Annotated in this window: 19 protein-coding genes; 5 read left to right on the top strand and 14 right to left on the bottom strand. The window is 64.3% G+C overall.

Translation table 11 applies throughout. The features are described 5' to 3' along the window. Positions 1–37: 37 nt before the first annotated feature. The 4 genes from BUB39_RS19945 to ribH are packed head-to-tail and all read right to left on the bottom strand — an operon-like array spanning position 38 to position 3,226. Positions 38–1,267 carry an MFS transporter gene (locus BUB39_RS19945; RefSeq protein ID WP_073057248.1) on the bottom strand — a complete coding sequence of 410 codons (1,230 nt, stop codon included), beginning with the start codon at positions 1,265–1,267 and terminating at the stop codon, positions 38–40. Next, positions 1,254–2,249: a thiamine-phosphate kinase gene (thiL, locus tag BUB39_RS19940; protein ID WP_073057245.1), complete on the bottom strand. Its 996-nt coding sequence runs from the start codon at positions 2,247–2,249 to the stop codon at positions 1,254–1,256. Before thiL ends, BUB39_RS19945 begins: the two co-directional genes overlap by 14 nt. Further along, positions 2,242–2,772: a transcription antitermination factor NusB gene (gene nusB, locus BUB39_RS19935; RefSeq protein WP_073057242.1), complete on the bottom strand. Its 531-nt coding sequence runs from the start codon at positions 2,770–2,772 to the stop codon at positions 2,242–2,244. The genes thiL and nusB overlap by 8 nt, the downstream gene beginning before the upstream one ends. Position 2,773: 1 nt before the next feature. Next, entirely contained in the window at positions 2,774–3,226 is a 453-nt protein-coding gene (ribH, locus tag BUB39_RS19930) for a 6,7-dimethyl-8-ribityllumazine synthase (RefSeq protein WP_073057240.1), read from the bottom strand. Between the two features lie 334 nt (positions 3,227–3,560). Here ribH and BUB39_RS19925 point away from each other — a divergent pair, with 334 nt between their 5' ends. Continuing rightward, positions 3,561–4,256: an isochorismatase family protein gene (locus tag BUB39_RS19925; RefSeq protein ID WP_073057237.1), complete on the top strand. Its 696-nt coding sequence runs from the start codon at positions 3,561–3,563 to the stop codon at positions 4,254–4,256. 48 nt (positions 4,257–4,304) lie between these two features. Here BUB39_RS19925 and BUB39_RS19920 read toward each other — a convergent pair whose 3' ends face one another. From BUB39_RS19920 to BUB39_RS19890, 7 genes are all read right to left on the bottom strand, one after another. Further along, positions 4,305–4,916 (bottom strand): riboflavin synthase, encoded by a 612-nt coding sequence (locus BUB39_RS19920; RefSeq protein ID WP_073057234.1) that lies wholly within the window; start codon positions 4,914–4,916, stop codon positions 4,305–4,307. Positions 4,917–4,918: 2 nt separating this feature from the next. Further along, the gene (gene ribD, locus BUB39_RS19915; protein ID WP_244540319.1) at positions 4,919–6,007 is read right to left on the bottom strand and encodes a bifunctional diaminohydroxyphosphoribosylaminopyrimidine deaminase/5-amino-6-(5-phosphoribosylamino)uracil reductase RibD; all 1,089 of its coding nucleotides are present in this window, start codon (positions 6,005–6,007) and stop codon (positions 4,919–4,921) included. Positions 6,008–6,084: 77 nt separating this feature from the next. After that, positions 6,085–6,561, bottom strand: coding sequence for a transcriptional regulator NrdR (nrdR, locus tag BUB39_RS19910; RefSeq protein ID WP_073057228.1), 477 nt, complete (start codon positions 6,559–6,561; stop codon positions 6,085–6,087). 12 nt (positions 6,562–6,573) lie between these two features. Further along, positions 6,574–7,881 carry a serine hydroxymethyltransferase gene (gene glyA / locus BUB39_RS19905; RefSeq protein WP_073057225.1) on the bottom strand — a complete coding sequence of 436 codons (1,308 nt, stop codon included), beginning with the start codon at positions 7,879–7,881 and terminating at the stop codon, positions 6,574–6,576. Positions 7,882–8,010: 129 nt separating this feature from the next. Beyond that, positions 8,011–9,279 carry a L,D-transpeptidase family protein gene (locus BUB39_RS19900; RefSeq protein ID WP_425292923.1) on the bottom strand — a complete coding sequence of 423 codons (1,269 nt, stop codon included), beginning with the start codon at positions 9,277–9,279 and terminating at the stop codon, positions 8,011–8,013. A gap of 412 nt (positions 9,280–9,691) precedes the next feature. Then, on the bottom strand, positions 9,692–10,204 hold the full coding sequence (gene ldtR, locus BUB39_RS19895; RefSeq protein ID WP_073057567.1) for a transcriptional regulator LdtR: 513 nt from the start codon (positions 10,202–10,204) through the stop codon (positions 9,692–9,694). A gap of 182 nt (positions 10,205–10,386) precedes the next feature. After that, entirely contained in the window at positions 10,387–10,809 is a 423-nt protein-coding gene (locus tag BUB39_RS19890; protein WP_073057222.1) for a DUF6163 family protein, read from the bottom strand. Positions 10,810–11,073: 264 nt separating this feature from the next. On the opposite strand from BUB39_RS19890, the gene BUB39_RS19885 reads away from it, so the two are divergent. Genes BUB39_RS19885 through BUB39_RS19870 form a run of 4 tightly spaced genes read left to right on the top strand, consistent with a single transcriptional unit; the run spans position 11,074 to position 16,101 of the window. Beyond that, entirely contained in the window at positions 11,074–12,378 is a 1,305-nt protein-coding gene (locus BUB39_RS19885; RefSeq protein ID WP_073057219.1) for a hemolysin family protein, read from the top strand. Positions 12,379–12,431: 53 nt separating this feature from the next. Beyond that, complete coding sequence (hemB, locus tag BUB39_RS19880) at positions 12,432–13,454, top strand: porphobilinogen synthase (protein WP_073057217.1); 1,023 nt, start codon at positions 12,432–12,434, stop codon at positions 13,452–13,454. 13 nt (positions 13,455–13,467) lie between these two features. Then, positions 13,468–14,841 (top strand): branched-chain amino acid ABC transporter permease, encoded by a 1,374-nt coding sequence (locus BUB39_RS19875; protein WP_073057214.1) that lies wholly within the window; start codon positions 13,468–13,470, stop codon positions 14,839–14,841. Between the two features lie 15 nt (positions 14,842–14,856). Continuing rightward, positions 14,857–16,101 (top strand): threonine ammonia-lyase, encoded by a 1,245-nt coding sequence (locus BUB39_RS19870; protein WP_073057211.1) that lies wholly within the window; start codon positions 14,857–14,859, stop codon positions 16,099–16,101. 25 nt (positions 16,102–16,126) lie between these two features. Here the strand turns inward: BUB39_RS19870 and BUB39_RS19865 are convergent, their stop codons facing one another. The 3 genes from BUB39_RS19865 to BUB39_RS19855 form a co-directional block, all read right to left on the bottom strand. After that, entirely contained in the window at positions 16,127–17,653 is a 1,527-nt protein-coding gene (locus BUB39_RS19865) for a hypothetical protein (RefSeq protein ID WP_175561913.1), read from the bottom strand. A 344-nt stretch (positions 17,654–17,997) separates the two neighbouring features. Further along, positions 17,998–19,671 carry a hypothetical protein gene (locus tag BUB39_RS19860; protein ID WP_073057204.1) on the bottom strand — a complete coding sequence of 558 codons (1,674 nt, stop codon included), beginning with the start codon at positions 19,669–19,671 and terminating at the stop codon, positions 17,998–18,000. Between the two features lie 35 nt (positions 19,672–19,706). Next, a complete protein-coding gene (locus BUB39_RS19855) occupies positions 19,707–20,666 on the bottom strand; it encodes a glycosyltransferase family 2 protein (protein ID WP_175561912.1) in 960 nt (319 codons plus the stop codon). Between the last annotated feature and the right edge of the window lie 122 nt (positions 20,667–20,788).

Below are 20,788 nucleotides of genomic sequence, written 5' to 3'. Positions count from 1 at the left end.
CCCTGGAATCAGAGTTGAGAACGGGTTTGGGCGGAGGTCAAGGTGCGGGTGTCGGGAAAGTCCGGCGTGTCACCGCGGCGAGCGCAAGCGCCCCGAGCGCAAGGGCCGAAACGGGGAAGACGATCCCGTTGATGAAGCCCCATCCCGGCCCGCCGATCAGCAGCCCGGCCAGCAGCGAAGCACAGGCCGAGACGGCGAAGACGAGGAAGTCGTTGAGACCCTGGATGCGGCCCTTCTCTTCCGGCCGGTAGGTCTCGGTGAGCATCGCGGTCGCACCGATGAAGCCGAAATTCCAGCCAAGTCCGAGGAGGACCAGCGCGCCCCAGAAGTGCCAGACCGTGAGCCCAAGCAGCGAGACGACAGCGCAGGCTGACAGCAGGCCAAGGCCGGCGATGACGATCCGGTCCTTGCCGAAACGGGTGATCAGCCGCCCGGTGAAGAAGCTCGGCGCGAACATCGCCATGACATGCCACTGGATGCCGAGTGCCGCATCGCTTTGGCTGAGCCCGCAGCCGATCATCGCGATCGGCGCCGCTGTCATCACCAGCGTCATCATCGCATAGGAAGCGACGCCGCAGAGCACGGCGGCGATAAAGCGCGGCTGCCGTGCGATCTCTGCCAGCGGCCTGCCGCGATCATGGCTGCTGCCACGCGGATGTGGCGTCACGAGATCGCGAAAGCGGCTGACCGTCAGCGCAGCAAGCAGCGCGAAGAGGGCGATGGCAACATAAGCGCCGGCAAAGGGGATCGGACTGAAGAGGTCGCGCGTGAAGATCGCCGCCTGCGGCCCCAGCACCGCCGAGAGGACGCCGCCGCCCATGACCAGAGCGAGCGCCCGCGTGCGCGCCTTCTCGTCTCCGGCATCGACAGCCGCGAAGCGATACTGCTGGTTGAAGGCCGCCGAGGCGCCAATGAAGAGGCAGGCGAAGGCCAAGAGCCAGAATTGCCCGGCTATGATGGCATAGGCGGCGAGCAGGCCGCCCATGATCGCCGGCATTGCGCCGAGGACGAGGCCCCGGCGGCGTCCGAGCCGGGCCATCAGCGTCGCGGCGGGAATCGTGGAGAGCGCAGAGCCGACCGTCAGCGCGGTAATGGGTACCGTCGCCAGCGATTTGTCGGCCCCAAGCAGATAGATGCCCGCGAGCCCGCCGAAGGCGACTGCGATCGGCATCATCGATCCGCCAAAGGCGGTCGCAGCGGTCAGGACAAAGGCGTTGCGCCGGACGGCCGCATCGAGAGCGCTCGGCGGCAGGTCAGAAATGGTCATGAGAGGCGCGCTCCAGACGTATCGGCGCACCATCGCTTCCCACGACCAGAGCTGGACCCGCCCCGGCGATGATCTCGCCGATCGGCGTCACGGGAACGCCAGCGGCCGCCGCTGCTAACTGATAGGCCGCGACGTGATCGCGCGGCACGCTGGCGAGGATCTCATAGTCATCACCGCCGGAGAGCACGCTGCCAAGCGCCGAAGGGTCAGCTTCGACAAGGGCGCGAGCGGCGGCCGACAGCGGCACCCGCGCCGCCTCGATCCGCGCACCGACACCGGAGGCCTTGAGGATGTGACCGAGATCGCCCACCAGACCGTCCGAAACATCGAGCGCGGCGGAGGCATGGAGACGCACCGCTTCTGCCAGAGCCAGACGAGGCTGGGGATGCAGATAGCGATCAAGGAGATGCCCTGCGCCCTCGCCTGCCGGCGTTCCGTCGATCGTGCCGAGGCGGAGGCGAAGCCCGAGCGCGGCATCGCCGATGGTCCCGGAAACGAACAGGACGTCACCGACACGCGCCCCGCCACGGCGCACCATGGTGCCGGAAGGGACGGCGCCGATGGCGGTGATCGACAGCGTCAGACCGCTGGGCGCCTTGACCGTGTCGCCACCGAGCAGCGTGATGCCATAGGCCCTCTGGTCTTCGGCAAGGCCCGCGGCAAAATCCGCCATCCAGTCCGCCGTCCAGTCGGCAGGCAGCGCTAGTCCCAGCAGATAGCCGACAGGACGAGCCCCCTTGGCGGCGAGATCCGAGAGATTGACGCGCAACGCCTTGCGGGAGATCGAGGCGGCGGCGTCGTTCGGGAAGAAGTGAATGCCGGCGGCCACCATATCCTTGGTGAGGACGAGATCGGCGCCCGGCGGCGGCGTGAACGCCGCGGCATCATCGGTGAGATTGAGCGCGGCCGGATCGTCGGCGAGCGGGCGAAGATAGCGGGCGATCAGGTCGAATTCGCCCGGCCGCGCCGTCTCGTCAGCCATTCCTCTGGCCTTGGCGATCGGGCGCTTCGCCCGGGAACTCGTCGGGCCTCAAGCGGCGGGCGGCCGTGTCGAGCACGGCATTGACCAGCTTGATCTCGTCGCCGATGCCGAAGAATGCACGCGCAACGTCGACATATTCGGTGATGACGACGCGCGCGGGCACGTCGCGGCGGCCGACCAGCTCATACGTCCCGCAGCGCAGGATTGCGCGCAGCGTCACGTCGATGCGGCTGAGCGGCCAATCGGCCGAAAGCGAGGTATGGATCGCCGGATCGAGATTGCGCTGCTCGCGCACGACCCCCGCCATGATGTCGCGGAAGAACGCTGCGTCGGCATCGCGATACTGGTCGCCGTCGACTTCCTTGCCGAGGCGGAAATTCTCGAACTCCGCCACGACTTCCGTCAGCGGCGCGCCGCCGACATCCATCTGGTAGAGCGCCTGAACCGCCGCGAGGCGGGCGACGCCTCGCTGGTTGGCGGGGCGGACGGCCCGCTCGGCCGGCGCCTTGTCCACAGGTGTCATGTCAGAGACCGAACTTGCGACGCAGCGCGATCATGGCCAGCGCCGCTTCGGCGGCAGCGCCGCCCTTGTTCTTCTCGGCGACGCGCGCACGGGCATAGGCCTGCGCATCGTTCTCGACGGTGAGGATGCCATTGCCGATGGCGAGCGCCTCGATCACTGCCATGTCCATGATGGCCCGCGCCGATTCATTGGCGACGATATCGTAGTGGGACGTCTCGCCGCGAATGACGCAGCCGAGCACGACGAAGCCGTCATAGTCGACCTCCCCGTCTTCCATCGAGGCGAGCGCCATCGACAGCGCGGCCGGAATCTCCAGCACGCCCGGCACCGAGACCCGGTCGAGCGTGGCGCCGGCACGCTCGATGGCCTGCTTGGCCCCTGAAAAGAGTTCGTCCGAAATGTCTTCGTAGAAACGGGCATCGATAACGAGAAGGTGCGGCGACGCTTCGCTCATGGGGTATCTTTCTGGCTCCGAATGGTCGGCAGGTGAACCATGCGCCGCCCCGGGCTGTAAAGCAAAAATCAGGACTCAAGGCGGGATGACGCAGGCTTGGCGGTAGGGCGCGCCGAAATTCGGGGACAGGCTACAAAGCCGCGGCGCTTCCTTCGTCCTTCGGTGGCCCGCAGCTGACCGGCATGGAGCTCGTCCCACTCGCCCCGTCGCGTTGCTAAAAGGCCGGACGACGCACGGATTTCGCGTCGGAGGCCTTGACCGCCTGGCCGCTTCGGCAATGCTTTCCGTCATCACCCCCGATGCGGCGGCTGTCGCAGAAAACCGGAGACTGTCCATGCATGCCGTGAATATCGACGAGGCCCTGGAGCTGGTGCGCACCTGGCGCGGCGTCGACCATGTCTTCTCGGACATCAACCCCGCCCGCACGGCCCATCTCGTCATCGACATGCAGAACGCGTTCCTTGAGGAAGGCATGGAGCTCGAGGTTCCGCAGTCGCGCGAGACGGTCGACAACATCAACCGCATCTCGGCCGCTCTCTCCGCCGCCGGCGGGGTCAACATCTTCACCCGCATGGTGATGAACGAGGACTTCGAGCAGAACTGGACGATCTGGCTGCGCTATTTCTGCGGCGACCGTCGCTCCGACAATGTGAAGGCGATCCTAAGGCCGGGCACGCATGGCCAGGAGCTCTATCCGGCCATCGAAGTCGGCCCGTCGGACCTCGTCATCGACAAGAACCGCTATTCCTGCTTCTTCCCCGGCGCCTCGCCGCTGCAGTCGATCCTCGCCGAACGCGGCATCGATACGCTGATCATCTCCGGCACCGTTACCAATTGCTGCTGCGAGGCAACCGCCCGCGATGCCATGCAGATGAACTACAAGGTGATTTTCGTCTCGGACGCCACCTCGGCGCTCAGCGACGCCGATCACAACGCCGCGCTGAAGAACATGGTCACGATCTTCGCGGATGTCATGGATACCGACACGCTCGTCGGCTTCATCAAGGAACCGGTGCCGGTCAATCTCTAGGACTTGCGGAGGATGCGCCTTCCCGGCGCATCCTCGCTTAACGGTCCATCAGGCCGCTTCAGTCAGACGGGCGACATAGCGCGCCATCTGGTCGATCTCGAGATGGACGCGATCGCCGACCTGTCGCTTGCCCCAGGTCGTGACGTCCTCGTGAAGCGTGTGCGGGATCAGCAGTACGGAAAACCGATCGCCTTCGACCCAGTTCACGGTGAGCGATGTGCCGTCGAGCGCAACCGAACCCTTGGTGGCGATGAAGCGGGCATAGGCATGCGGCACTTCGAAGACGAAACGGGTCGTCTCGCCGAGATCCTCGCGTTCGACGATCGTAGCGAGGCCATCGATGTGGCCGGACACCATGTGACCGCCGAGCTCGTCGCCAAGCCGCAGCGAGCGCTCGAGATTGATGCGCGTGCCCTCGTCCCAATGCGCCACCTCTGTCAGGGCGAGCGTTTCCGGCGCGGCCTCGACGTCGAAATACGTGCCACCTTCGGCCTTCGGATTGAGCGAGATCACCGTGAGACAGACGCCGGCGCAGGCGATCGAGGCCCCAATCGCGATCGTCGCGGGATCATAGGCACTGTCGATCGTGATGCGATTGACGTCATTGCGGCGCTCGACCGCGGTTACGGTGCCGACATCGGTGATGATCCCGGTGAACATCGTCAGTTGGTCCTTTCGTAGCGGATCATGCGGTCTTCGCCGAGCCGCGCGTCCTCGATGATTCGGTAGCGCGGACTGCGCTCGATGGCCGACAAGGCGCCGCCGGCCAGGGCGCGGACGCCATCGGGCCCGATCACGACCGGCGCGCGGAACAGCACCACTTCGTCCGCAAGCCCGTTCGAGACCAGCGTTGCGGCGACGCGCGCGCCGCCTTCGACCAGCAACCGCGTGATGCCCCGCTCCGCGAGCAGTTTCAGCATGGCTCGGATATCGAGCCCGCCGGAACTTGCGCCGACCGGCAGTACCGTGACTCCGGCCGAGGCGAGCGCTGCGGTGGCCCCCGCATCGGCCTCGGGACCCACGATCAGCCAGAGCGGCGTCTCGCCGGCGCTCTTTACAAGCGCGGATGTGAGGCCAAGCCGCGCGTCGCGGTCAAGGACGATTCGAATGGGCGAGAAGGCGCGCATCCCGGCGGCGCGTACGACGAGGCTCGGATCATTGACCAGCGCTGTCTCGATGCCGATCAGAGAGGCGTCGGCTTCGATGCGCATCATCTGCAAACGCTGGAAAGCCTCTGGCCCGGAGACGAGCATGCGTTCGCCGGTTTTTCGCCCGATCATGCCATCAGCCGAAACCGCAAGCTTCAGCGTCACATGGGGACGGCCGAGCGTTGCGACACTGACGAAGCCCGCATGCAGCCGTCGCGCCTCCTCGCCGAGCACGCCAGCCGTGACACCGACGCCAGCCTCGCGCAGCCGGGCGTAGCCCGACCGGGTCCGCCGGCTGTCGGGATCATCGAGCGCGCTGACGAGACGCGCGATGCCCGCCCCGATCAGCGCATCCGTATCTGAATAGCCGTCGGCATGGCGGATAGCCGGTTCCAGCGAAACATAGCAGGTGGCGCCGCGTGCTGCCTCGCCTGCCTCGGCAAGCGCTATCTCCGTGGCGTGGCCGACGCCGCCGGGGGATGTCGCGCCGCGCCCGACGATGACCGGCGCACCATCCTCGAAGCGGACGATCAGCGCGCCGACGGCCGGGGCCGGATGAGTCCGACCCTGGCTGCGACGCCCATGGCGAAGCGCCGCGGCCATCAGCCTGCGGTCCATCTCCGGATCAGCGATCAACCCTTGCGCCACGCTGCTGCCCCCGGGCCAGCGATGCCCTGTCGCTATTTACGCTGGTCCTCGATCGCCTCGAGCGAGGAAAGTTCGCTGAGCACTGCCGAGAAATCCTTGGCCTCGCGGAAATTGCGATAAACCGAGGCGAAGCGGACATAGGCGACGTCGTCGAGGGTTTTGAGTCCCTCCATCACGAGAACGCCGATCTGGTCGGAATTGACTTCGTTCTCACCGCTCGATTCGAGCTGGCGGACGACGCCATTGACCATCCGCTCGATGCGGTCCGGATCGACCGGACGCTTACGAAGCGCGATCTCGACCGACCGCATCAGCTTGTCGCGATCGAACGGCACGCGGCGGCCGCTCTTCTTCAGCACCACGAGTTCGCGCAACTGGATGCGCTCGAAGGTCGTGAAACGACCGCCACAGACGGTGCAGACACGACGGCGGCGGATCGAGTTGCTGTCCTCCGACGGGCGCGAATCCTTGACCTGGGTGTCGTCGCTTCCGCAATAGGGACAGCGCATGGCGGCCCCCGATCAGGAATAGATGGGGAAGCGGGCCGTCAGGGCGTGGACGCGCTCCTTGACGGAGGCTTCGACGAGCGGCGCGCTGCCGTCTTCCGACTGCGAGACGGCGCTGAGCACCTCGGCGATCAGGCGGCCGACCTCCTGGAATTCGGCGACGCCAAAACCGCGTGTCGTGGCTGCCGGCGTTCCGAGACGGATGCCGGACGTCACGAACGGCTTCTCGGGATCGTAGGGAATGCCGTTCTTGTTGCAGGTGAGGCCGGCACGCACGAGCGCCTTTTCCGAGACATTGCCCTTGACGCGCTTCGGACGGAGATCGACCAGCATCAGGTGATTGTCGGTGCCGCCGGAGACGATATCGAAGCCGGTGCCCTTCAGCGTTTCCGCAAGCGCACGAGCATTTTCGACGACATTCTTCGCGTAGATCTTGAAGTCCGGCCGCAGCGCCTCGCCAAAGGCGACCGCCTTCGCCGCGATGACATGCATCAGCGGCCCGCCCTGAAGGCCGGGGAAGACGGCCGAATTAATCTTCTTCGCCATCGCCTCGTCATTGGTCAGGATCAAACCGCCGCGCGGGCCGCGCAGCGACTTGTGCGTCGTCGAGGTCACGACATGAGCGTGCGGGATCGGCGAGGGATGCACGCCGCCGGCAACGAGGCCGGAGAAATGCGCCATGTCGACCATGAGATAAGCGCCAACGGAATCGGCGATCTCGCGGAAGCGCTTGAAGTCCCAAAAGCGCGAATAGGCGGTGCCGCCGGCGATGATCAGCTTCGGCTTCGTCTCTTCGGCAATGCGCGCAATCTCTTCATAGTCGAGCAGCTGGTCTTCGCGGCGTACGCCATAGGGCGCCACCTTGAACCACTTGCCGGACATGTTAACCGAAGAGCCATGCGTCAGGTGGCCGCCCGCCGAAAGATCGAGCCCCATGAACGTATCGCCGGGATTGAGCAGCGCCAGGAACACCGCCTGGTTCATCTGGCTGCCGGAATTCGGCTGCACATTGGCGAAGCCGGCGCCAAACAGCTTCTTCGCCCGCTCGATCGCCAGCGTCTCGGCGATATCGACGAACTCGCAGCCGCCATAGTAGCGCTTGCCCGGATAGCCTTCGGCATATTTGTTGGTCATCACCGAGCCCTGCGCCTCAAGCACGGCGCGCGACACGATGTTCTCCGAGGCAATCAGCTCGATCTCATGCTGCTGCCGACCGAGCTCCCTGGCGATAGCGTCCGCGATCTCGGGATCCGATTCCGCGAGGCTGCGATTGAAGAAATCCGCCGTCGGGCTGGCGGAGAGCGCTTGATCGGTGAGCGACATGGCCGGTGATCCTTCTGGTCGAGCACGCCGCCAGACGGCGCCGCTCAGCAACGCGGGCGACGTACCATATCATGCGGTCTCCGCCAAGGCGGAGACCTATCGATAGTGAAATCGCTGTGAGCGACGAGCCTACTGAAGCGCGATCTGGCCGACGCCGTCGCGATTGTAGATGTCGTTGCGGAAATAGACCGCGCCGTCCGGGGTCGCCCAGGCGGTGATGTATTCGAGATAGACCGGCACTTCGGGCTTCAGGTTCACGTCGACCTGTTCACCGGTCTTGAAGATCTCGTCGATGCGCGAACGCGGGAAATCCGGATTGTCGCGCAGCAGCCAGGCGATGACCTGACGGACATTCTGAACGCGCACGCAGCCCGAGGAGTCGAAACGCTCGACATTGCCGAAGATGTCCTTCAGCGGCGTGTCGTGCATATAGACCTGCTCGTCATTGTGGAACGAGATGCGAACGGTGCCGAGCGAGTTGAAGTCGCCGGGATCCTGCCGGAACATATAGCCCTTGGTCGCCTGATCCGTCGTCCAGTCGATCGCCGTCGGCGGCACTTCCATGCCCGAGGAATCATAGATCCGGATGTGCTTCTTGGTGAGGTAGCCCGGCTCCTTCTGCATCAGCGGGATCAGGTCCTTGCGGATGATCGACGCCGGCACGGTCCAGTTCGGGTTGAAGCTGACGCGATAGATCTTCGAATTGAGGATCGGCGTCTCGCGGTCGATCTTGCCGACCACGGCCGTGTGCCGCGACACAACGCGGCCGCCGTCGACGACCTCGATCGCCGCCGCGGGCACATTGACCATCACATAGCGGTCGCCGAGCGATCCCGACATTGCCTTCAGCCGCACGAGATTGGTCTGCAACTGGCCGAGCCGGACATTGGCCGGAATGTTCATCATCGCGACCGTCGTGTCGCCGAGAATGCCGTCTGCCGGAAGGCCGTGCCGCGCCTGGAAGCGGCGCACGGCGGCGTCGACATAGGAATCATAGGTCGACGAGCTCGGAATACCGGGCGCGAGATCGCCCGTCACCTGCAGCCGCTGGCGCAGGATGACGACGGTCGGGTCCTGCATGCCGAGGCTGAGCTTCTGTCCAGCCGGCACTTCCGGCCAGCCGCCGCGCGCGACGATATCGCTGTACTGGGCGATGGCCTGCTCAACGGAGCCCGCCGTCGAGGGCGAGAGGATCGGCTCGGTAGTCCGAACAGACGCCGCGCTGGTCGGGCCGGCGTCGAAGCCATCCGATGCTTCGCCGAAGCTGTTCTGCAGCATCTGCTGAACCGGATCGTCGGAATTGGCGGCAAAGGCGAAGCCCGGCAGGGCCAGCGAACCGAAGGCCGATGCGGCAACACCGCCTGCCAGCGCCCGCAGCATGCTGCGACGCGACATCATCCGGCCCTGGACGGGCGAACCGTGAAGAGGAAGTATCTTGCCTGATCCGCTCATATGTCTGTTCTCAATCGCTGAAACCGGCCCATCGCAAAGCATTTCGAGGCGAGAGCCCTCGCCCGCTGCCGCGACCGCCGGATACCCGGGCCCAAGCCCGCTTTGCTGCACATGCTAACCGGAATGGGCGCCCCACGCGCGCATAACGATGTCCATGTTTGGTTTTCACGCCAGTATGGCGCTTTCATGTCACGGTCCGGCCGCCCGGCACCGCTTCACGAAGCCATGATCGGCGCTGATGGTTACCGAGCCGTTCACGAACGAAGAAAGGCCCCGCCGATCTAACGACAGAGCCTTTCCACTGATGTCCCGGGGTGGGGGACGACGGGCGAAAGCGGATATCTGGAGGCCGGGCGTCTCAGAGCCGATAGAGGATCTGGTCGGTCCAGAAACGCTCCAGGCGATGCAGCGACTTGTTCAGCAGCTGGAAATCGTCGATCGCGATGCCGCCGACCTGCTGGATCGAGCGGATGTGGCGCTCGTAAAGCGCGCTGACGATATTGGCGATCTCCTGGCCCTTCGGCGTCAGGCTGACGCGGACCGAGCGGCGATCCATCCGCGAGCGCTGGTGATGGATGTAGCCCATCTCGACCAGCTTCTTGAGATTATAGGAGACGTTGGAGCCGAGATAATATCCGCGCGAGCGAAGTTCTCCGGCGGTCAGCTCGGCATCGCCGATGTTGAAAAGCAGCAGCGCCTGCACGCTGTTGACGTCGGAACGGCCCGAACGATCGAACTCGTCCTTGATCACATCCAGGAGCCGGCGATGAAGCCGCTCGACCAGCGTGAGTGCTTCCATGTAAAGCGGCTTCAGCTCCGGCGTAGTCTGCGGCTGATTGTGCGAATCCACTGCCCGCTTTGCATTGATCATCTCGATGCCTCTCTGTTTCATGACAGGTATTCTTCCCGTCTCATGAGAAGCAACATTAAGCGCCTGATTTGAAAATCACCTTAAACATCACGCTTAACGACGGCTTACCTCGCGAATTGGCATTCGAAGCGAGTTTTATCGTTAAAGAGCTGCTATCAGCCGGCCCGGTCGCAGGCGGAAAGCTAGGCGAGCTGCGCCTCGCGCCGCCGCTCCATGAAGACCAGCGCAGCGAAGACGGCGAGCGAAACAGCGTGGAAACCCACGATGATCGGATCGAGCCCGAATGTCTCGGAGAACACCGTGTGGATGGCGATCTCGAACACCGACGCATAGACCCACAGCACATTGCCCCACGAGACGCGCATCCAGAGACCGACCGCCGCGACGAGGTCGACCACCGCGAGATGGATCGTCACGAACTGCCATTCGGTAGTCATGGACTCGAAGGTCCAGCCGGGCTCATTGAAGATGCCGGCGATATAAAGCCAGTGGCGCAGGCCGAGCAGAATCAGAAGTGCCGCGATGCCGCGCAGATAGATGGTGAGCGCGAGCGACCATGGATTGTCGGGCTCGCTTGGAAGCTGCGTCACCTCGTGATCGATCATCGGGCCCTGATCCTCATGGTCATGCGCGGCGCTCTGCGATAGCCGGATGGCGGGCGAACGTCAAAGCTGCGCATTCTGCTGCGCTGCCGCAGAGGGCTCTGGCGGGTGACAGCGCGCTTGGCTATCATCATGTCCATGTCGACCTCCCCGGCAATGACGATTCCCCGCCCGGACCAAGCTTGGTCCGACCCCTTTCACGCGGCAAGCCGGCCGGCGGACGTCCGCCTTCCAGCCGCAATCAGCCGCTGAGTCCCGGGATCCATCATGCCCTGGGGTGACATTGCCATCATCGCGATCCTGATCGCGTTCAACGCCTTCTTCGCCATGTCGGAGATCGCCGTCGTTTCATCACGCCCGGCGCGATTGCAGGGAATGGCCGCCGACGGCATTCCCGGCGCCGCCGCCGCGCTCAAGCTCTCGGAGGACCCGACCGGCTTCCTCTCAGCCGTGCAGATCGGCATCACGCTGGTCGCGATCCTGTCCGGTGCCTTCGGCGAGGCCGAACTCGCCGCGCCATTGCGCGTGTTCCTGGCCGACACCTTCCCACAGCTCGGTGCGCGTGCCGACACGATCGCCACAGTGACGGTCGTGGTCGGCCTTGCTTATTTCTCGCTGATCTGCGGCGAACTGGTGCCGAAGCGGCTCAGCCTCACCAATCCCGAGCGGATCGCCTGCCTCGTCGCACGGCCGGTGACGGCGCTCGCGCGCGTCGCCCATCCGATCGTCTGGTTCCTTCGCCTTTCGACCAACTTCATCCTGCGCCTCCTCGGCAAGGACGTGAACGATGAACGCGGCGTCACCGAGGAAGAGGTCAAGACGCTCATCGCCGAGGGCACGGAATCCGGTGTCTTTCACCAGGCCGAGCGCGAGATGATCGAGGGCGTGATCCGCGTCGCCGACCGTTCCGTGCGCTCGATCATGGTGCCGCGGCCGGATGTCGTGTGGCTCGATGCGGACGATCCGCCGGAAATGATCGCGACCGAGATTCTCGACGGCGGACATTCCCGCTTCCCGGTTTCGCGCGGCGATATCGACGGCGTGCTCGGCATCGTGCACGCCAAGGACCTGCTCAACCAGATGCGCCACGGCGCTGCGATCGATCTGCAGGCCGTGATCCGCGAGCCGCTCTATGTCGACGAGCGCATGCCGATCCTCAACATGCTCGATCGCTTCAAGACGTCGAATGTCCATATGGCGATCGTCCTCGACGAATATGGCAGCTTCCAGGGCGTCGTGACGCCGATGGACATCCTGACGGCGATCGCCGGCGACCTGCCCGAGCGGGCTGGCGACGAGGAGCCCGATGCGATCCAGCGCGAGGACGGCTCCTGGCTGATCGACGGCAGCGCGACCATCGACGTCGTCGAGCGCGTGCTCAGCCTGAAGTCGCTCGCCAATGACGAGGACTACGCCACCATTGCCGGCTTCATGCTCAATCATCTCGGCCATATTCCGGTGCCGGGCGAGCATTTCGCTTATGAAGGCTGGTGCTTCGAGGTGGTTGATCTCGACGGGCGACGCATCGACAAGGTGCTGGTCTACAGGATCGAGGCGAAATCGGCGTCTTGACGCTGAAGGCCGGCCACAGGCCTCGCCGAAGGATCGCCTCAGAGGAAATTGCGATGACTGCAGAACCGCGCTTCCCGAAATACGACATGGACGCCATCCTGGGCGGACGTCGCATGCGACGAAATCGCCGTGCCGACTGGTCGCGCCGCCTCGTCCGCGAGACGGTGCTGACGGTCGACGATCTTATCTGGCCGATCTTTCTGGTCGATGGCGACCATGTCCGCCAGGGCGTTCCCTCGATGCCCGGCGTCGAGCGGCTTTCGGTCGATCAGGCCGTCGTCGAGGCAGAGAAGGCCGCAGCGCTCGGGATTCCGGCCATTGCGCTGTTCCCGTTTACCGAGCCGTCGCTGCGTGACCCGACTGGCTCGGAATCGCTCAATCCCGACAATCTCGTCTGCCGCGCCTGCCGGGCGATCAAGGCGGCTGTTCCCGAGATCGGCATCATCTGCGACGTGGCGCTCGATCCCTATACCAGCCACGGCCATGACGGCGTGATGGAAGGTTCAACGATCCTCAACGACGAAAGCGTAGCGCTTCTTGCCCAGCAGGCCCTTAACCAGGCCGAGGCCGGCGCGGACATCATTGCCCCCTCCGACATGATGGATGGTCGCGTCGCAGCCATTCGCGAAACGTTGGATATCGCCGGGCTCTCAGACGTTCAGATCATGGCCTACGCCGCCAAATACGCCTCGGCCTTCTACGGCCCGTTCCGCGATGCGATCGGTACGTCGAAGACGCTGACCGGCGACAAGCGCACCTACCAGATGGATTTCGGCAACAGCGACGAGGCCCTGCGCGAGATCGAGCTCGATATTGCCGAGGGTGCCGACATGATCATGGTCAAGCCTGGCATGCCCTATCTCGACATCATCAGGCGCGCCAAGGACGCGTTCGCCATGCCGACCTTCGCCTATCAGGTGTCCGGCGAATACGCGATGATCCGCGCGGCGGAGCGCAATGGCTGGATCGATGGCGAGCGCGCCATGGTCGAGAGCCTCTGGGCGTTCAAGCGCGCCGGTGCCGACGGGATCCTGACCTATTTCGCTCCCTTCGTTGCACCTCTCCTGAAGCGCTGAGCACGCATCGCGGATGCGCCGGCCCCTGCGCCCGATCGTCCTCGCAGCACTCACCGCCCTTATCGCCATCGTGCTTTCGGGCTGCGACCAGGCCGATCGCCAGCAGGCGCTGGTCTGCGTTGCTATCGCCACGGCGATCGGACCCGACAACAGCGCCGTCACCATCCGCTCGGTCGAGCCGCTTGGGGGCATCGACAATGCCGTGCGGGTGATGTTCACCGCGGCCGGCGATCCGCGCACGCTGTTTGCGGACTGCGCCTTTGCCGGAGGGGCGTTGTCACTCGGCCGCACCGAAATCATCGCGGTGCGCGGCTATGAGGGCCGGTTGCCGGAATGGCGGCTGGATCTGCTCAGGCGATGGTTTCTCGACCAGCCGGGCGCCGTGATGACCGCCGTCGGCGAGACAGGATGGCAACCGTCCGGCCTCGCGATCCTCCCCATTTCGCCGCCGGCAGCGGTCGGCTACGCGCTCCAGCAGTCGGTGAACGCGCTCAACCTCGCCGCCTTTTATGTGCCGCTCGCGCTCGCCTATGCGCTCATCTACGGCCTCATCGGACGCATCAACATGGCCTTCGGCGAGATGGCGATGATCGGCGCGTTCGGCGCCGTGTTCGGCCTTGTCACCGCCATCGGCGCCCGGCTGCCCTCGCTCGCCGTCATTCTGGCGATGGCCCTCGCCGTTGCCGTCTCGCTGACCGCGCTGGCCGGCTGGCTGGCAGCGCGAACCGTCGTTCTCCCGCTGATGGAACGGCCCGCACGCAGCTTCATCGTTGCCACCGTGGGACTCGGCCTGGTGATCTCGGAAGGGCTGCGGATCGCGCAGGGCTCGCACGAAATCTGGCTGCAGCCGATGCTTGAGAGCCAGATCATGCTGACGGCCGGCCCGTTTCCTGTGGTCATCACCGCGATGCGCGCACTGATTTTCGCGACCTCCGCCCTCGCGGTCCTCGCTCTGGCACTGTTCGTCCGTCGCTCGCATTTCGGCCGCGCCTGGCGGGCGGTTGCCGACGACCGCCTGATGGCAAGGCTTTGCGGGATCGATCCTGGCGCCGTGACGGCCCTCACCTTCATCCTGGCAGCGAGCATCGCAGCGCTGGCGGGCGCCATCGTTGCGCTGAGCTATGGCGGGACGTCTTATGCCGGCGGCTTCCTGCTCGGCCTCAAGGCGCTGATCGCCTGCCTGATCGGCGGCGGAACCCTTGGCGGCGCCGTCCTCGGCGGCTTGCTGCTAGCGGCACTGGAAACCGGCTGGTCGGCCTATTTCGGATCCGGCGAGCGCGATATCTTCGTGCTCGTCGTGATCACGATCCTGTTCCTGCTGCGCCCGGACGGCCTGATCGGTCGGCGGGCCGCGCTTGAGGAAGGCCGGCTGATCCGGCTATCGTGACCTTGGAGGCGCGCCATGACCGTGCTCGATCCCATTCTCGACCCCGTCGCCCTGCCCTCGATCGATGATATCCGCGATGCCGCACGCGCCATCGAAGGCAGCGTGCTGAAGACACCCTTCCTGCCGGCACCGCGCCTGTCGCAACTGACCGGCGCCGAAGTCTTCGTCAAATACGAGAACCTGCAGGTAACCTCGGCCTTCAAGGAGCGTGGCGCTCTCGTAAAGCTGCTGTCCTTGACGTCGGCCGAGCGCGCCGCTGGCGTCGTGGCGATGTCGGCCGGCAACCACGCGCAGGCCGTCGCCTATCACGCCTCGCGGCTCGGCATTCCTGCGACCATCGTCATGCCCGCGACGACACCCTTCGTGAAGGTCGAGGCGACGCGTGCCTTCGGCGCCGAGGTGGTCGTCGAGGGCGAGACGCTGGCCGAGGCACAGGCACGGGCCAACACAATCGCCGAGACGACCGGCGCCGTCTGGGTGCATCCCTATGACGATGCCCATGTCATTGCAGGGCAAGGAACGATCGCGCTTGAAATGATCGAGAGCGGCATACCGCTTGACACGCTGGTGGTTCCCGTCGGCGGCGGCGGTCTCATTGGCGGGATGGCAATCGCGACAAAGGCACTGTCGCCACGCACCACGGTCATCGGCGTCGAAACCGAGCTCTATCCCTCGATGCGAGCCGCTCTCGACGGCCAGCCGCCCGAATGCGGCGGCAACACGCTGGCCGAGGGCATCGCCGTCAAGAATGTCGGACGCTTGACGCTGGCGATCGCGCGTCGCTTCGTCGATGACGTGGTGCTGGTGCCGGAGAGCGCCATCGAACGCGCTGTGAACGCCTATCTGACGCTTCAGAAGACGATGGCCGAGGGCGCGGGCGCAGCCGGTCTTGCCGCCCTGCTCGCTTTCCCTCACCGTTTTGCCGGCCAGCGCGTCGGCCTCGTTCTCTGCGGCGGCAATATCGATCCACGACTCGCTGCCTCAATCATGGTGCGGGAACTCGCGCGGGCCGAGAAGATCGTTGCCGTCCGGCTTATCATTCCCGATCGGCCCGGCGTCCTCGGAGATATCGCGGCGACGATCGGCGGCTGCGGCGGCAATATCCTCGAGGTTCTGCATCACCGAACGCTCCTCAGCGTTCCGGCCAAGGGTGCCAGCGTCGATGTCACCATCGAGACGCACGGGCCGCACCATGCCCGCGAGATCGAAGCAGCCCTGGAGGCCCGGCACTACAAGGTGGAGCGCCTCGCAACCCCCTGACACCCGCGCGTCGCGGCTCGCGACGTCAGTTCCCGGTTCGGCTCGGCGGGACGCATCTGGGGTTCACGATCATCCAGATGGGCTTTCCGTTATCGCCCGCAATGTTGAAGCGTTCCGCCCCCTGCCACGATTTGAGATAGGCGAAGAGGTCCTGGTTGTAGGCCAGGCCTGGCAGCCATCGGCTTGGCGACGGACGCGACGGATCAGCGATCAGGACAATATCGCCCCTCTCGGCGAATCTCTTCATCTCATCCAGATCGCGCGACATGAACGCCGGCGCGATGGCAATCGGTATACCGATCTTGGCTGCCTCGAACTTCACCAGTTCAGTCGGTATAGGCAGCGCGTCGGTGAATACGACGACGAGAGGACGGTCGCTGCAGGTCGCGTTGTCTGCATTGGCGAGAGAAACCTCGCCGATCTGCGTCGTGACCCGGTTGATCATCGGCGGCAGCTTGAACGCGTCCGGATCCGCGCCATAGTAATATGAAGCAAGCGGCAGCTTGTAGACGTAAAACGCGGCGACGCAGATCAGCGACGCGCGCGCGAGCCATTTCAGTCCGAGTATGTCTTTGACGAATACGAGAATACGCACGGACGCTGCGGCAAACGCGATGACGAACGGGATATAGAAGAAGCTTCCCTGGTAGAGCGTCTTCTCGCCGGAAATCGCCAGCGCCAGATAGAGACCGGCGACCAGCAAATAATACTCGATAACCCCCCTGGTCCGGCTCTGGCGTCGCACCGCCCAGATCACGGCATCGACGCAGATCAGCGCAAGACCGTTGCGCAGGAACCTGCCCAGCGCCACCTGCCCACCGATACCGGTGGAATTATAGAGAAGATGAAACTGGATATCGCCACTTGATCGCCAGACATCGGCATAGGTGAAAAGGGCGTCATAGACATATCTGTATGTCGGCGCCCCCCATATCAAAGACACCGGCAGCATCAGTAGAATATACGCACCGAAGATCTGCGCGATTTTTGCGAGATTCGATCGCGTATGCTCCCTGTCGATGATGATCGACCTGACGGCAACGAGCAGCAGCGCCCCGACAAGCGCCGGCATGACAAGGATGAAGGCTGTGGGCTTGGTGATGGTCGCGGCGACGAACAGCGCGGCCAGTCCGAACAACCGAGCCCTGGTCGCCTGGCGCAAGTCGATCGTGCAGATTGTGTAGAGGGCAATTCCAACGATGAGCCCAGCCGGCAGATCCGGCCGAAACTCCATGACCATGGCCTGAACCACGGGCACGAACAGGAACGTCGCGATGAAGAGGGCCCTGTCGAGCGTGTTCCCGATGGGTCGACTCATCCACGTCAGAAACACGAGGAACAGAAGGACGACCCAACTATTCGCGATATAGGCGGCGATCGGCTCCGGTCCTAGAAGCCAGAAGCCCATCATCGCGGTGAGGGTCGTGACCGGCGCATGCGGAGGATCGGCGATGAACGAATTGACGACGGAGCGGAGGCCGGACCCGTTGCTGAAACGCAACCGCGACAGTCCATCCGACATATAGTTGATGTCGTCGTAGATCGGAATCATGGCCAGATGGCCATGAAACAAACTTAAGGAAATATTGGCTAGAACGAATAAGACAAACAGGGCTCCGACGATAATCGCCAGAAGCCGCTCGTCATTGCTCTGCGTTTTCCAAAATGAATTAAGCATATACCCCAGAAGGATCCGAGAAGCAGGAGAAGCGCGCGAGAACCATGACCGATCCCGCCCGGGTCGGGTGAATCCCCATCGAGAGTGACGAAGACCCTCGCGTCATTCAAGAGAGGGAGGCGAAATCGCCGTCGATCGGCGATTTGACTTCGCCTTTCTCCGGGAATGCGTGATCGCCGACACGGGATGCTCGCGGGGCCACGCCTCAATAAGCCTTCTCATGGCGGCGTGACCGGTTCGCAGTGCGGCTTCACGAAGAGCCAGAACGGATGATTGCGATAGACGCCCACCTGGATCTTCCGAACGCCCGGCTTCTCGCTGAGATAGCGATAGATATCGGGCGCCATGGCTGCGAGGAGCAGCCACTGGTTGGTTGGCTTGGCGGCGGGATCGGCCATGACGACGAGGTCGACATCGTCGATCGTCTTCAACGCATCCTGCAGGCTGCGCGGAAAGAAGACATAGTCCGACGCAACGTTCAGGCCCCCCTCGGCGAGTGCCATCTGGATGGCTCCCGCGGTGATCGGATCATAGTTGATGGCGGTGATCCGCATCGTCCGCTCTGCACAGCTAGGGCTGTCGATCCATTCGTTCTTGTTAAGAGCGAAGATCGCATCCGAGATCTGCGGCAACAGGCTGACGGCCTCGGGTCCGTCCGTGGCGCGGACCGTATAGGCCCCGCCAAGCGGCAGGAACAGGATCGCGAGAACGAGGCCTGACGCGAGCACGACATCGCTGCCGATCGGCGCGCGCACGGACCAGCGGAGCCGTGCCTGCACCACGATCCGAACGAAGGCGCTGGCGGCCGCGAACAGCAACGGCAAATAGAAATAACTGCCCTGGAACACGGTCTTCTCGGTCGAGACCGCCATGGCGCAATAGACGACCGCGATCGTCAGATAAAGAGGCAAGACCCCCGGGCGCCGATAGCTGGGAAAGCGAACGAACATCAGCAGATCGACGATGACGATCACCAGCGCCAGAACGCCGAACACACCAAGCGCCTCGGTCCCGCCCGGGCCGCTGAAATGATAGGTCCAGTGAAACCATCGATCGCCGGGCGTCGCCCAGATATCCGAGTTGGTAAACAGCACATCGCGGATGTAGCGGATCGTCTCGGCGCCGAACGCCACTGCGAAGGGCACCAGCGCCAGCGCATAGAGCGCGACGGTGGCCAGCCCGCTTAACAGGAGCCGGACTTTGGCCCTCCCGGTGAAGAGACCCTGGGCCACCATGGCGACGGCAAAGGCGACGCCGAGCGCGGGTATCGTCAAAATCACGGCGCTCGGCTTGGTGATGGTTGCGGCCAGCGCCAGCAAGACGAGATGGATCCGTCTCTTGATGGTGACGTTTCGGAAATCCGTGCCGCACATCAGTGCGATCGCAAGCGCGAACAGCAGCCCGCCCGCCATGTCGGGCCGGAACTCCGTCACCATCGCATGGGCAACGGGAACGAAGACGAGCACGGCAACGAAAAGCGTTCGCGCAAGGAGGCCGCCGAGGGGCCGGCTGAGAACCGCGAGCACCGCCACATAGAGCGCGAGAACCCAGCCGTTCGCGATATAGGCGGAGATGGGGGCCGGACCGAGGGCCCAGAAGCCGAACATCGCCGTCAGCGTCGTCACCGGCGCGTGAGGCGGGTCCACAATAAGCGATCCGATCGCCGACCAGAGCCCATCGCCCTTGACGAAAATCACCCGGCTCAGGCCATCCGCGAGATAGGCGACGTCGTCATGGATCGGAACGCTGGCGAGCCGGCCCTGCCGAAGGCTGAAGGCGATGTTGACGACGAAGGTAATGAGAAAGATCGCGATGAAAGGTAGCGACTCGACAAGGCGATCACGCCAGGCCCGCGGTTTTGCGGGCGCGTCTATCGCGCCGATCGTCGTCATCGGGAACTCCTTGGTCGCCAGACGGGAGGGTGCGCTCAACCCTGCGACCGGTAGACGTCGTCGATGATGAAAAGCGGTCGCTGCTTGGTCTCGAGATAGAGGCGACCGAGATATTCGCCGATGATGCCGAGCACGAAGAGCTGGATGCCGCCGACGAGAAAGATGGCCGAGAGCAGGCTGGTCCAGCCGGCGACGGTGTGGCCGGACAGCCAGGCTACGAGCGAATAAAGAATGGCCATGACGCTCACGAGCGATGCGGCGAGCCCGACGACGCTCGCAACCCGCAGCGGCAGGATCGAGAAGCTTGTGATCGCGTCGACCGCGAAACGAACCATCTTCTTCAGCGGGTAGCCGGATGTTCCAGCGAAACGGGCTTCCCGATCATAGGGAATGGCGATCTGCCGGAAGCCGACCCAGCTGACGAGCCCGCGCGTGAAGCGGTAGCGCTCCGGCATGGCATTGAGAATGTCGCAGACGCGGCGGGTGATGAGACGGAAATCGCCCGTGTCAGCGGGAATGTCGATATCGGCGAGGCGCCGCAGACCGCGATAGAACGCCTTGGCCGAACCGCGCTTGAACGCCGTTTCTCCGGCGCGGCTCCTGCGCCGGCCATAGACCACTTCCGCCTTTTCCGCCTCCATGACGCGGAACATTTCGCTGACGAGCTCTGGCGGATCCTGCAGATCGGCATCGATGATCAGCACATGCGCGCCGCGGCAGATGCTAAGGCCGGCGCAGAGCGCGAGCTGATGGCCGAAGTTGCGCGAGAGGCGAACTGCCACCACATGCGGGTCGCTGGCAGCAAGGCTCCTGGCAATCTCGAAGGTCCGGTCGGCGGAGCCGTCGTCGACGATGATGATCTCATAATCGTCACCGGCCACGGCGCGAGCCGAGGCAGAAGCGCGCTCGTGAAAGACCTCGAGAGAGGCTTCCTCATTGTAGGCCGGCGCCACCACCGATAGACGCGGCCTTTTAATTTCGTCCGCTGATGCCATCTGATATCCGGCCCGGCTGCTGAGCGCGTCCGGAGCCGCGTTATTTGAGTTCAAGGGAACGCGCTCCACTTGCGACATGACATCTCCGGCGCGTGGTCCCACGATCACGCTCGGAAGCGGAC

It is taken from the genome of Kaistia soli DSM 19436, from assembly GCF_900129325.1.
GTDB lineage: Bacteria > Pseudomonadota > Alphaproteobacteria > Rhizobiales > Kaistiaceae > Kaistia > Kaistia soli.
Note: the sequence above shows the minus strand (reverse complement) of the source record. Positions and strands in the feature narration are given on the sequence as shown.